General features: G+C 69.6%; 12 protein-coding genes. 8 read left to right on the top strand and 4 right to left on the bottom strand.

What is annotated here, in order from left to right; genetic code table 11:
• Positions 1-79 precede the first annotated feature (79 nt).
• The 4 genes from I8J32_RS07935 (at position 80) to I8J32_RS07920 (ending at position 6,279) form a co-directional block, all read left to right on the top strand.
• Positions 80-373: an alpha/beta fold hydrolase gene (locus I8J32_RS07935; RefSeq protein ID WP_245156455.1), complete on the top strand. Its 294-nt coding sequence runs from the start codon at positions 80-82 to the stop codon at positions 371-373.
• 66 nt (positions 374-439) lie between these two features.
• Entirely contained in the window at positions 440-1,375 is a 936-nt protein-coding gene (locus I8J32_RS07930) for an NAD-dependent epimerase/dehydratase family protein (RefSeq protein ID WP_200610440.1), read from the top strand.
• Positions 1,376-1,648: 273 nt separating this feature from the next.
• Complete coding sequence (locus tag I8J32_RS07925) at positions 1,649-2,560, top strand: ABC transporter ATP-binding protein (protein ID WP_200610439.1); 912 nt, start codon at positions 1,649-1,651, stop codon at positions 2,558-2,560.
• Positions 2,557-6,279, top strand: coding sequence for an ABC transporter permease/M1 family aminopeptidase (locus tag I8J32_RS07920; RefSeq protein WP_207526861.1), 3,723 nt, complete (start codon positions 2,557-2,559; stop codon positions 6,277-6,279). The genes I8J32_RS07925 and I8J32_RS07920 overlap by 4 nt, the downstream gene beginning before the upstream one ends.
• 83 nt (positions 6,280-6,362) lie before the next feature.
• Here I8J32_RS07920 and I8J32_RS07915 read toward each other — a convergent pair whose 3' ends face one another.
• From I8J32_RS07915 to I8J32_RS07905, 3 genes are all read right to left on the bottom strand, one after another.
• Complete coding sequence (locus I8J32_RS07915; protein ID WP_200610436.1) at positions 6,363-7,028, bottom strand: alpha/beta hydrolase; 666 nt, start codon at positions 7,026-7,028, stop codon at positions 6,363-6,365.
• Positions 7,025-7,816: a dioxygenase family protein gene (locus I8J32_RS07910; protein ID WP_200610434.1), complete on the bottom strand. Its 792-nt coding sequence runs from the start codon at positions 7,814-7,816 to the stop codon at positions 7,025-7,027. The genes I8J32_RS07915 and I8J32_RS07910 overlap by 4 nt, the downstream gene beginning before the upstream one ends.
• A 115-nt stretch (positions 7,817-7,931) precedes the next feature.
• Positions 7,932-8,330, bottom strand: coding sequence for a DoxX family protein (locus I8J32_RS07905; protein ID WP_200610432.1), 399 nt, complete (start codon positions 8,328-8,330; stop codon positions 7,932-7,934).
• 89 nt (positions 8,331-8,419) lie between these two features.
• Here I8J32_RS07905 and I8J32_RS07900 point away from each other — a divergent pair, with 89 nt between their 5' ends.
• Complete coding sequence (locus I8J32_RS07900) at positions 8,420-9,328, top strand: LysR family transcriptional regulator (protein ID WP_245156454.1); 909 nt, start codon at positions 8,420-8,422, stop codon at positions 9,326-9,328.
• Between the two features lie 189 nt (positions 9,329-9,517).
• Entirely contained in the window at positions 9,518-11,194 is a 1,677-nt protein-coding gene (locus I8J32_RS07895; RefSeq protein WP_200610430.1) for an NAD(P)/FAD-dependent oxidoreductase, read from the top strand.
• A gap of 84 nt (positions 11,195-11,278) precedes the next feature.
• Here I8J32_RS07895 and I8J32_RS07890 read toward each other — a convergent pair whose 3' ends face one another.
• A complete protein-coding gene (locus I8J32_RS07890; RefSeq protein ID WP_245156453.1) occupies positions 11,279-11,521 on the bottom strand; it encodes a phosphopantetheine-binding protein in 243 nt (80 codons plus the stop codon).
• A gap of 459 nt (positions 11,522-11,980) precedes the next feature.
• Between I8J32_RS07890 and I8J32_RS07885 the strand changes: the two genes are divergently transcribed.
• Together I8J32_RS07885 and I8J32_RS07880 are read left to right on the top strand one after the other, a co-directional pair.
• Positions 11,981-12,283, top strand: a complete 303-nt coding sequence (locus tag I8J32_RS07885; protein WP_200610428.1) for a putative quinol monooxygenase — start codon at positions 11,981-11,983, stop codon at positions 12,281-12,283.
• A 95-nt stretch (positions 12,284-12,378) separates the two neighbouring features.
• Positions 12,379-12,705, top strand: a complete 327-nt coding sequence (locus tag I8J32_RS07880; RefSeq protein ID WP_245156452.1) for a DsbA family protein — start codon at positions 12,379-12,381, stop codon at positions 12,703-12,705.
• The last annotated feature ends 326 nt before the right edge of the window (positions 12,706-13,031 follow it).

Here is a 13,031-nt window from a genome sequence, read left to right as displayed (position 1 = left end):
AGAGCCGAAGTTCGCCGCGCTCTGCTTTCGCCCGCAAGCCCGGTCGGCAATCACAAAACCGTCACCGACCGAAACCGTAATGGCGCTAACACTGCCGCGCCGATCGCCCGGGCAACCACTGGACAGAATCCGTGCGATTCACCTCTTCTTGACGCGCACAGGTTCACCGAGGACTGAAGGAATTTCCATTCCGGTCCTGGATATCCACGGCGATGACGATCAGGTGGTGCCTTATGGTCATTCGGGCGTGCTGTCGGCGAAGCGCGTCAAGAGCGGCAAGCTGCTGACCTGCAAAGGCGCACCGCATGGCATCCCGACCACGCATGCCGACCAGGTGAACGCCGACCTGCTGGCGTTCCTGCCACAGGAATGATCCAAGCCGATACGAACGAGCGCGCCCCGCACCGGGTGTCGGGCGTGCGCCGAAACGAAAGAGACCATGATGCAGACCATACTGGGCGCGAACGGCCAGATCGCAGTGGAACTGGCGCACGAGCTGCAACGCAATCACACCCGCGACTTGCGACTGGTCAGTCGCAATCCGCGCAAGGTCAACGATACCGACGTCGTCGTGTCCGCTGATCTGCTCGATGCCAGGCGGACCGCAAAGGCGGTCGAGGGCAGCAGCATCGTCTACTTCACCGCCGGTCTGCCGCTGGACACCGCGCTGTGGGAGGAGCAGTTTCCAACGATGCTGAAGAACGCCCTCGACGCTTGCCGGGCGGCGGGCGCGAAGTTCGCCTACTTCGACAACACCTACATGTACCCGCAGGACGCCCGGCTGCTCACCGAGCAGGCTCCCTTCGCGCCGGTCGGGCGCAAGGGCCGTGTGCGGGCGCGCATGGCCACCATGGTCCTGGAGGAGATGGCGCGCGGCGACATCCCGGTGCTCATCGCTCGTGCTCCGGAGTTCTACGGCCCCGGCAAGACCCGCAGTTTCACCAACGCACTCGTCACCGACAAACTGGAGGCGGGCAAGTCGCCGCGTGTCCCGGTGCGCGACGACACCCGCCGCACGCTGATCTGGACCCCTGACGCGAGCCGCGGATTGGCCCTGCTCGGCAATACCCCTGACGCGTACGGACAGACCTGGCACTTGCCGTGCTGCGACGACCGGCCGACGTACCGAGAGTTCGTCACCATGGCCTGCGAAGCTTTCGGTCGACCCGTGTCATACAAGGTCATCGGCAAGTGGGCATTCGCCGTTGCGGGAATCTTCTCGTCGCAGGTGAGGGAAATCCAGGAACTGCTTCCACGCTACGAGCAGGACAATTTGTTTGACTCCAGCAAGTTCAAGCACCGATTCCCGGAGTTCGAGGTCATGACCTATCGCGAGGGGATCAACCTGATCCGAAAGGGCGCGTCCGAAGCATGACCCGGCCTGGAAGCACACGCGCAGGTCGTTGACGACGGCCCGGCCCTCCGCACGGTCCGCCCTCCCCCCGCCCGGCACAAGCGCCGACCGCCGACGTGACTCGTTCACGAATCCCGGCGCGGGAAACCACGCGGCACCTGCCAGCGCTGTCCGAGCGGTTTGCGCGTCGATGGTCACGGTGACGTCCGTCACTTCGCGCTTTCCACGCGGCCACTCCACCCTACGTCACCCGTCGGGCGAGGCTCGTTGGGATCCCGCATCCGACGAGCCGCCATGCAACTGACCCTGCGCGAGATCTGCAAGACCTATCCCAACGGCGTGCGGGCACTGGACAAGGTGAGCCTGACGATCCCGGTCGGCATGTATGGCCTGCTCGGGCCCAACGGCGCCGGCAAGTCGACGCTGATGCGCATCCTGGCGACGCTGCAGGAAGCCGACAGCGGCAGCGCGATGCTCGGCGGGCTCGACGTGCTGAACCAGAAGGACGAAGTACGCCGCACCCTGGGTTACCTGCCGCAGGAATTCGGCGTGCATCCGCACGCCACCGCCGCCGACCTGCTGGACTACTTCGCCGTGCTGGAGGGCATCGCCGGCAAGGGCGCGCGCCGCGACGTGGTCGAGTCGCTGCTGCGCCAGGTGAACCTGTGGGACGTGCGCCACCAGAAGCTGGGCGGCTTTTCCGGCGGCATGCGCCAGCGCTTCGGCGTGGCCGTGGCGCTGCTGGGCGATCCGAAGCTGCTGATCGTCGACGAGCCCACCGCCGGCCTCGACCCGGCCGAGCGCGTGCGCTTCCTCAACCTGCTCAGCGTGCTCGGCGAGACCAGCGTGGTGATCCTGTCCACGCACATCGTCGAGGACGTCTCCGAGCTGTGCACGCGCATGGCGATCATCAACCGCGGCCGGATCCTGCTCGAGGCCGAACCGCCGCAGGCGATGGCCAACCTGCGCGGCCGCATCTGGCGCCGGGTGATCGCACGCGATGAACTGCCCGCCGTGCAGCGCGACCACGGCGTGATCTCGACCACGCTGCTGGGCGGTCGCACCGTCGTGCACGTGTACGCCGAAGACTTGCCAGGCCCCGGCTTCGAAGCCACGCAGCCCGACCTGACCGACGTGTACTTCAGCACCATGGCCGGACACATCGGCGCGCAGCGCGCGCAGCCGGCGCCGGCGGTCGCGGCATGAAGGCCGGCAGGATCTTCCGGTACGAATTCGCCTACCAGGCCCGCCGTCCTTCCACCTGGCTGTATTTCGCCGCGGTGTTCGTCGTGGCCTGGAGCATCATCCAGGGCAACTACGTCGACGACGCGCGCAACGGCTGGATGCTGCTCAATGCGCCGCTGGTGATCGCCTCCACCACCGTCGTCGCCGGCATGCTGTGGCTGTTCGTCGGCGCCTCGGTCGCCGGCGACGCGGCCGCGCGCGACATCGAGACCGGCATGCATCCGCTGGGGTACACCGCGCCGGTGACGCGCTGGCAGTACCTGTCCGGGCGCTTCCTGGCCGCGTATGCGCTCAACGCGCTGATCCTGCTGGCGGCGCCGGCGGGCATGCTGGTGGGCATGCACTGGCCGGACGTGGAGCCGGAGATCCTCGGCCCCTGGCGCCCGGTGGCCTTCGTGCTCGCCTACACGATCGTCGCACTGCCCAGCGCCTTCATCGCCACGGCGGTGCAGTTCGCCTTCGCGGCCCTGGGCCGCCGCGCCATCCTCGGCTACTTCGGCAGCGTGGTGCTGTTCTTCGCCTCGATGGGCCTGGCGACGTTCGTTTCCAGCGTGCTGCACCAGCAGGAGCTGGCACGGCTGCTCGACCCGGTCGGCATGATCGGCGTCGTCAGCCACCTGGCCGACACGTGGACGCCGGCCGAGCACAACACCAACCTGGTCGGCCTGCAGCCGGCACTGCTGGCCAATCGCGCGCTGTGGCTGGTGGTCGGCGCCGCGCTGCTCGCGCTCACCTGGCGGCGCTTCCGGCTGGCGCATCCGGCCGAACGCGGGCGCCGCGCGCGGCGCCTGGCGGCCCGCGCCGAGATGCAGGCGCAGGCGCAGCTGCAGGATCACATGCAGGATCACATGCAAGACCACCTGCAGCCCGAAGCGCCCGCGGCGCGGCCGGCCTCGGTGACCGCGGCACTGGCCGCCCGTCGCTTCGACGGCGCCACGCCCTGGCGCCAGCTGTGCGCCGTGACGGCACGGTCGCTGCGCACGCTGGCCAGGGGCTGGATCGTGTTCGGCCCGCTGGCCGTGGTCGCCCTGGTGGTGTGCGTCGCGGTGCCCACGCACATGCAGTGGCTGGGCGTGCCCCTGGAGCCGCGCACCGAGCACGTGCTCACCTACCTGACCGCCGCGCTCGCCAATCCCGGCAACCGTCTGTGGATGATCATCCCCCTGCTGATCATCTTCTACGCCGGCGAGCTGGTGTGGAGCGACCGCGAGCTGCGCATCGGCGAGATCAGCGGCGCCGCGCCGGTGCCGGACTGGGTGCTCTTCGTCGGCAGGTTCCTGGCGCTGGCGGCGCTGCTGGTCGTCTGGATGCTGGTGCTGGGCCTGTGCGGGGTGATCGGCCAGGCCGCGCTGGGCTATCCGCACCTGGAGATCGCGGTGTACGCCCAGGTGCTGCTGGGCCTGCAGCTGCCCGACCACCTGCTGTTCGCCCTGCTCGCACTCACCGTGCACACGGTGGTGAACCACAAGCACTTGGGCGCGCTCGCCGCCCTGGCGGTCTACGCGCTGATCGCCTTCGCACCGCTGCTGGGCATCGAGCACAAGCTGCTGGTGTTCGGCGCCAGCCCGGACTGGTCGTACTCGGACATCCGCGGCTTCGGCGACTCGCTGCTGCCGTGGCTGGCGTTCAAGGCCTGGTGGGCCGCCTGGGCGGTGCTGCTGGCGGTGCTCGCGCGGCTGGCGTGGGTGCGTGGCCGCGAATGGCATCCGCGGGCACGCTGGCAGCTGGCGCGCTCGCGCCTGAGCCGTCCCACGCGGCTCACCGCCGCGCTGGCGGGCACCGCCGTGCTGGGGCTGGGCGCGGGCATCTTCTACAACACCAACGTGCTCAACCAGTACCAGCCGCAGGCCGAACGGCTCGGACGCTGGGCCGCCTACGAACGCCTGTACGCCCGCTACGCCGACGTGCCGCAGCCGCGCGTGGCGGCCTCGACGGTGCATGTCGAGATTCATCCGGAACGGCGCGCCGCGCAGTTCCGCGGCCACTACCGGCTGGTCAATCCCACCGCGCAGGCGATCGACACGCTGCACGTGGCCACCGCCACCGGCGACGGCGTCGACACCCGCCTGCTGCGCTTCGACCGGCCGGCCAGGCGCGTGCTGGACGACGCCCGCCTGGGCCACCGCATCTACCGCCTCGCCACGCCGCTGCGGCCGGGCGAGTCGATGCAGCTGCATTACGAGGTCGACTTCGCGCCACGCGGCTTCGGCAACGACGGCGCCGACGAGCGCGTCGGCGGCAATGGCAGCTGGCTCACCGCGGCGAACCTGCTGCCGGCGATCGGCTACCAGCCCGCGCGCGAACTGCGCGAGCCCGGTGAGCGGCTCACGCAAGGCCTGCCCGCGCGGCCCGTGATCCCGCTGCTGGATGACGTCAAGGCACGCCAGGGCGCGGGCGATGCCGGCATCGCCTTCGACGCCATCGTCGGCACGACGCCCGGCCAGCTCGCGATCGCGCCCGGCGTGCTGCGCCGCAGCTGGAGCGAGCACGGCCGCCGCTACTTCCATTACGTCAGCGACACCCCGATCCGCGAGAAGGTGCAGTTCTTCTCGGCCCGTTACGCGGTCCACCGCCAGGCCTGCCACGGCGTGCTCGTCGAAGTGCTGCACCACCCCGCGCACGACAACACCGTCGCCGGCATGGCGCGCAGCGCCTGCGCGTCGCTGGCGCTCTACAGCCGTCTGTACGGCCCGTACGCGCATCGCACGCTGCGCATCGTCGAGAACGTGCAGGGCGACATGGGCGCCCATGCCGAGCCCAGCCTGGTCGACTATGGCGACGGCTTCGCCCTGCTGGACCCGGCGCGCGCACCCGGGGGCCTGGACCTGGTGTTCGCCGTCACCGCGCACGAAGTCGCGCACCAGTGGTGGGGCGGCCTGCGCCTGACGCCGGCGCGCGTGGAGGGCGCCGGCCTGCTGACCGAGAGCATGGCCACGTATTCGGCCACCCAGGTACTGGAACAGGCGCTGGGCCCGGAGCAGCTGCAGGCCTACCTGGACATGATGCGCCGCGAATACCAGGTGCCGCGCTCGCGCGCCGAAAAACCGCTGCTGCGTGCCGCCGGGCAGTTCCTCAATTACCGCAAGGGTCCGCTGGCGCTGTACGCGCTGAGCCAGTACATCGGCCGCGACCAGGTCAACCTCGCACTGCGCCGCCTGCTCGACGCCCACCCGCCCGGCAGCACGCCGCTGGCGACTTCGCGCGACCTGTACCGCGAACTGCAGGCGGTCACCCCCGCGCAGTACCGGCCCGTGCTGCACGACCTGTTCGCCGCCAACACCTACTGGGAGTTCTCCGCCTCGCAGGCACGGTCGCGCCAGCTCGACGACGGCCGCTGGCAGGTCACCCTCGACCTGCGCGCCCGCAAGCTGCTGGTCGACGACGCCGGCGCCGAGATCGACCGGCCGCTCGACGAATGGGTGGAGATCGGCGTGTACCCCGGCGCCGTGCGCCGCGAGAACGGCGAGGTCATCCCCGGCAAGCCGCTGTACCTGGCCAGGCACCGCCTGGACAGCCGGCAGCAGGCGATCACCGTCGTGGTGCCGCGCGAACCGGGGCACGTCGGTGTCGATCCGCGCGCCCTGCTGGTGGATGTGAAACCGCGCGACAACTTCGTCGAGGTGGAAAACGGCGCCCAGGCGGCGCCGGGCGGACACCCGCGCGCGGTGGCGCGCCCCTGATCCAGCGGGCGCAGCCCCGTGATTCCCGCGCAGTCACGGCCTCGCACCGGGCCGACGACGGCAGGCAGTAATTGCCAGCGCGGCTAGGCGCGGGTCAGCCCGTCGAACCACCGCATGAAGTCGGCCTGCATGTCGTCGGGCAGCCCGTGGTCACCGGGGTAGACCCGGGTCTCGTGGGTGATCCCGAGCTGCGTCAACCAGGCGTCGGCGCGTTGGGCCCAGTCGAGGGTCAGCTTCGTGTCGTCGCGCCCGTGCCCGACGAAGCCCTGCAGGCCGCGCAGCGCGTCGGGCGCCGCGATCATCGGCGCCAGCTCGGGCAGGATGCGGCCGGCCAGGATGCCGAACCCCGCCAGCAGCTCCGGCCGCGTCAGCGCGACGCTCGCGCTCATGATGCCGCCCTGGCTGAAACCGGCCAGCACCGTGCCGGCCGGCGCGATGCCATGGTCCGCCTGCAGCTCGCCCACGAACCGGGCCAGGCGCTGGCGGCTGGTTTCCGCCGCCGCCAGGTCCGGGCGCGGGCCCTGCGGTCCGAACTCGACCGGGAACCACGCGTGCTGGCCGGGCCCGAGTGTCAGCGGCGCCCGGACCAGGACGACGCCGACATCGTCGGCGGCCCGCGTCGCCAGGCCGGCGAGGTTGGTCTCGTTGCCACCCACGCCGTGGGCCAGCACCAGCAGGCGGCGGGGCGTCGCGGTGGCGCCCAGGTACCGGTACGGCAGCTCGCGATCGGTTCGCAGTGCGGCAGTCACGCCGCTTCCTCCGCCACCCCGAACGCGAAGGCATCCATCGACAGCACCGCATGGGTCATGCCGCCTTCGATGCGTCGGCGACGGTCCGTCGCGTCGCTGGCCCCGAGCGCGACCAGCAGCGGCAGGAAGTGCTCCTGCGTCGGGTGCGCGCGGGCGGCGTGCGGGGCGCGTTCGCGGTAATCCACGAGCGCCTCCACGTCGCCGCGCGCCACCGCATCGGCGATCCAGTCGACGAAGGCCTGCGCGTATTCCGGATCGTCGATGCGCTGCCGGAACTCGTAGAGGTTGTGGGTAAGGCTGCCCGAGCCGATCACCAGCACGCCCTGCTCGCGCAGCGGCGCCAGCGCCCGGCCCAGTCGCAGCGCGCCGGCGGCATCCAGGTCGTGCGGCAGCGACACCTGCAGCACGGGCACGTCCGCCTGCGGCCGCAGGTAGCGCAGCGGCACCCAGGCGCCGTGGTCGAGCCCGCGGGTGAGGTCGGCCGCCGCGTCGAAGCCGTGGCGGGCCAGCAGGCCGACCACGGCATCGGCCAGCTGCGGGGCGCCATGGGCGGGATAGCGCAGTTCGTACAGCGCGGCCGGGAAGCCGCCGAAGTCGTGGATGGTGTCGAGCGAGGCTGCGCCCGTCACGCGCACGCCGCGCGTCTGCCAGTGCGGGGACACCACGACGATGGCCGTGATCGGGTCCAGCGTGCGGCCCAGGCGCGCCAGCTCGGGGCCGGCCAGGCCGGGCTCGATGGCGAACATCGGCGAGCCGTGGGAGACGAACAAGGCAGGGGGACGTGACATGGCAGGCTCCGATGCCGCGGACCTCGCGTCCGCGGCGGTGTCGATCAATGCAGTGGGCAGGCACGGTCTCCACTCGAAGACCGTGCTGCGTCCGGTGGCGTCGCGGGGTGCCGGATCAGCGCGCCGCGAGCGCGCGCCGGCGCGGGAAGCGGGCGTCCACGCTCAGCGGGCCCGGGCCGTTCGCCGCCAGCAGCAGGAAGCCGCCGGCGATGGCGAAGTTCTTCCAGAACATGATCGCCTGCATCTGGTCGCCCAGATTGGCGTGGAAGATCAGCGCCGCGACGAGCGAGAACGCGGCCAGGCCCAGCGCGACCCAGCGGGTGAAGGCGCCGGCGGCGATCGCCAGGCCGCCACCGAGTTCCAGCGCGATGACCAGCGGCAGCAGCGCGCCGGGGACCCCGACCGATTCCATGTAGCCCTGGGTGGCGTCGAAGCCGGCGATCTTGCCCCAGCCGGAAATGATGAAGATCAGCGAGAGGCCGATACGGCCGAGCAGCGAGAGCGATGCGTTCATGGTGAATGTCCTGGTGGGGTGGGTTGGACACACTGTATTGACCCACCACGGCGGGATAAACATCGATTAGAGTGAATGATTGTTCCTGCATGGGAGACAATCAGATGCTCGACCTGCAGCAGCTCTCCAGCTTCCTGGCCGTCGTGCGGGCCGGCAGCTTCGTCGGCGCGGCCGACGCCACCTCCCTGTCAAAGGCGGCCATCTCCCGGCACGTGGCCGAACTGGAGGAGCACTTGGGCGTGCGCCTGCTGCACCGCACGACCCGCCGGCTCTCGCTGACCGACGACGGCCAGCGCTTCCACGCCCAGGCCGCCGAACTGGTCGCCGCGTTCGAGGAGCTGGAAGCGGCCACGACGGCCAGCGGCGGCGAGGCCGCCGGCCTGCTGCGCATCAACGCGCCGGTGAGTTTCGGCAACCTGCACCTGGCGCCGCTGTGGCCGCGCTTCATCGCCGCCCACCCGAAGGTGTCGCTCGACCTCACCCTCAACGACCGCGTGGTGGACCTGGTCGACGAGGGCTACGACGTCGCCATCCGCATCACCCGCCTGCCCGACTCGCAACTGGTCAGCCGGCGCCTGGCGACGACGCGGATCGTCCTGTGCGCGTCACCAGGCTATCTGGAACAGCACGGCACCCCGACCCACCCGCGCGAGCTCGCGGACCACCAGGTGTTCGCCTACAGCTACTGGTCGGGCGGCGACGACTGGCGCTTCACGGGCCCGGACGGTGAAGCCGGCGTGCGGGTCAGGCCGCGCATCCGCACCAACAGCGGCGACACCTGCCGCGCCGCCGCGCTCGAGGACCAGGGCATCATCCTGCAGCCCGACTTCCTGGTCGGCGCGGACCTGCGGAGCGGCGCGCTGGTCCAGCTGATGCCGGACTACCACTCCATCGAGCTGGGCATCTTCGCGGTCTTCCCCACGCGCAAGCACCTGCCGCTCAAGACGCGGCACCTGGTGGATTTCCTGGTTGACGCGTTCCAGGCCGCGCGCTGGTAGCCGGCGCCGCGGACACAGGTCCCGGCTCATCCAGTAAATTGGTGCCCCCGCGCGGACATCCCCGGCCGTCGGCCCGCCGGCCAACGGCTTCCCGCCCATCGGCTCACCGCCATCGGCGCTTCACCGCGCTCAATGCGCGGTACCCCTGCCCCCAATGACGGCGATGACCCCCGCCACCGGACGCACCGCATGCTTCGACTGACCGACCTCAAGCTGCCCCTGGACCACCCCGAGGCGGCGCTGCGCGAGGCGATCCTGGCGCGGCTGGGCATCGCCGCCGACGAGCTGGCCGGCTACACCGTCGCCAAGCGCAGCTACGACGCGCGCCGGCGCGGCGCGATCGTGCTGATCTATTCGGTCGACGTGGACACCCCGCGCGAAGCCGACATCCTGCGGCGGCTGCAGCTGGACGGCGAAGCCGCGGAGTTCGCGCGCGCCGGCGACGGCGGCAAGGTGATGATCACGCCGGACACGAACTACAAGTTCGTGGCGCGCGCGCCGGAAAAGCTGCCGCTGCGTCCTCTGGTCATCGGCATGGGACCGTGCGGCCTGTTCGCCGCCCTCGTGCTCGCGCAGATGGGCTTCCGCCCGATCGTGCTGGAGCGCGGCAAGGCCGTGCGCGAGCGCACCAAGGACACCTGGGGCCTGTGGCGCAAGAAGGTGCTCAACCCCGAATCCAACGTGCAGTTCGGCGAAGGCGGCGCGGGCACGTTCTCCGACGGCAAGCTGTGGAGCCAGATCAGCGACCCGAAACACTACGGGCGCAAGGTGATCGACGAGTTCGTCAAGGCCGGCGCGCCGGAGGAGATCGCCTACGTCAGCAAGCCGCACATCGGCACGTTCCGCCTGGTGTCGATGGTGGAGCAGATGCGCGCCACCATCGAATCGCTGGGCGGCGAGATCCGCTTCAGCCAGCGCGTCGACGACCTGCTGGTCGAGACCGACAGCGCCGGCACGCGCCACGTGCGCGGCGTGACGCTGGAGGGCGGCGAGCAGCTGCGCGCCGACCACGTCGTGCTGGCGCTGGGCCACAGCGCGCGCGACACCTTCGCCATGCTGCACGGGCGCGGCGTGTTCGTCGAAGCCAAACCCTTTTCGATCGGTTTCCGCATCGAGCATCCGCAATCGCTGATCGACACCGCCCGCTTCGGCGCGCAGGCCGGCCATCCGCTGCTCGGGGCGGCCGATTACAAGCTGGTGCACCACTGCCGCAACGGCCGCTCGGTGTACAGCTTCTGCATGTGCCCGGGCGGCACCGTGGTCGCCGCGGCCAGCGAGCCCGGGCGCGTGGTCACCAATGGCATGAGCCAGTACTCGCGCAACGAGCGCAACGCGAACGCGGCGATCGTCTGCGGCATCACGCCGGAGGACTTCGCGCCCTACGGGCAGGGCCCGCTCGCCGGCATCGAGCTGCAGCGGCACTGGGAAGCGCGTGCGTTCGAGCTGGGCGGCGGCGAATACGAAGCGCCGGGCCAGCTGGTGGGCGATTTCCTCAAGGGTCGGGCGTCGAGCGATTTCGGCACGGTGCTGCCCTCCTACAAGCCCGGCGTGCGCCTGGGCGACCTGGCGCCCTCGCTGCCCGAGTACGCGATCGCCGCGATCCGCGAGGCGCTGCCGGCGTTCGAAAAACAGATCCGCGGTTTCGCGATGCACGACGCGGTGCTGACCGGCGTGGAGACCCGCACGTCCTCGCCGGTGCGCATCACCCGTGGCGAGGACGGCCACAGCCTCAACACGCGCGGCCTGTTTCCGGCCGGCGAAGGCGCGGGCTACGCGGGCGGCATCCTGTCCGCCGGCGTCGATGGCATCCGCACGGCCGAAGCGGTCGCGCTCGATATCGTTTCCCGCGTGGCGCGCGCCGCGTAGCGCTGGCCGTCCGCATCCGGCCGCAGGCGAAACTTCGGCCTGGGTGATACGTCCTGGGGGTCGTAGCCGCTCACCCCGGAGCGGTCAGGAATCCCATGCCGCGCGAGGCCGGCAACTCTCGACCACGTGTTCTGCCAGCGTACCCAGGCTGCCGGAGACCAGTTGCCGCAGCGTGAGCCTGACGCCGGTCAGCGCTTCGATCCGGGTGACGGTCCGCATCGCCGTCAAGGAATCGCCACCGAGTTCAAAGAAGCGATCGTCGCGGCCTACCCGCTCCAGACCCAGCAGCGAGCGCCAGATCCCGGCAAGTTGCTGTTCGAACTGCAAGCGCAAGTTCCATCTCGCCGGTTGCTGTCGACATAGGCCCACACCCCCTCTGTCGCGCCCGATTCCGAATACCGGCCGCGGCCGACGAGGCCGGCGCGCGGTGGCCCGGGAGGGCTACTCATACTGTCCAACGCACCCGAATGGGGGATAGGGCTCCGCCCGGGCGGCAACACTTGCAGGTTCGAGCGCCGATTCCCGGGGTTCCAGGTCCTGCCCTATCGCGAGGCGATCCACCTGATCCGAATGGGCGCGTCCGGAGCGTGACTCGGACTGGAAGCGCTTGGGCAGGTGTTGGTCGTGCGCGTGAGTCCGCTTCTGGCCGAAAGCGGACGTTGACGGCGCGGGCGGGACTCACGCTCGAGTGTTCGCTTTCGACCCAAAGCGGACATGAGCCATCACGTGCGAGATTGCAAATGAGCGTAGGTTGGGGATCTCGTTGCAAGAACAGGGAGCCAGCTCATGGTCAAGGTCGCGTTATTCGTTCGCCTGGAAGCGAAAGCCGGGAAAGAGAGTGAGGTCGAGGGCTTCCTGAAGAGCGGTCTCCCACTCGTCATGGAGGAGCCCGCGACGATCGCCTGGTTTGGGATTCGTCTCGGGCCAACAAGCTTCGGGATTTTTGATGCGTTCCCCGACGACGCGGGTCGGCAAGCGCATCTCTCCGGCAAGGTTGCGGCGGCCTTGATGGAAAAGGCCGGAGACCTATTTTCCGAGCCGCCGACCATTGAGAAAGTCGACGTGCTTGCAGCAAAGCTGCCGGGCTAGGGAGCGCTGAGGACCGCCTTACAAGAGTCGGCAACCGGAGCCGCTTTCAGGTATTCCGGCATTTTCCACTGACCGAGGTCCATCCGATGGCGGGCATGGCTGCGGAGACGGCCGAATTCGCAGGAGGATATGGGCGTTTCTGGGAGTTGCATGACGCCATCTTCGCCAACCAGCCACGTCTCAGTCCCGAGTTGCTATTGACGCTGGTCAGCGCGCTTGAGCTGCCCGCCCAGGAATTCCAGGAAGCTCTGGCTTCGGGGTTGCACGCACCCAAGGTGCAGGCCGATTTCATGGGTGGTGTGCGCAGCGGAGTGAACGGCACGCCCACATTCTTCATCAACGGTGTCCGCCACGACGCCGATTACTCATTCACCGACCTCGCCGCCAACATCGAAGACGCGATGCTGGCAATGACGAGGTGAGCTTGTTGCTTCACCGCGAGTGACAACGATCGAGGCGGCGGGCTGACGAGGCCGCAAAGATCGCGATGCCTCGTGATACCTGGCCACTTTATCTGGGCGAGTGACTTCGTCCACGGCAAAACAAGTGCGCACGCTTACGCGGGCTGCGGGCTCCGCTTCCGGCCGAAAGCGGACTATGCCGGGGTTAACGTGGCCTGATCGAACGACTGCTTCCGACCCGAAGCGGACATTGCGCACGGTGCTGTAGTGATGCCGGGAGAGACTGTGTCGACCGCCTGGACGCATTGGAGCGGCCAGCATAGCTTTCCTCAATAACGAACGTTTCA

This window comes from Lysobacter solisilvae (assembly GCF_016613535.2).
Classification (GTDB): Bacteria; Pseudomonadota; Gammaproteobacteria; order Xanthomonadales; family Xanthomonadaceae; genus Agrilutibacter; species Agrilutibacter solisilvae.
Note: the sequence above shows the minus strand (reverse complement) of the source record. Positions and strands in the feature narration are given on the sequence as shown.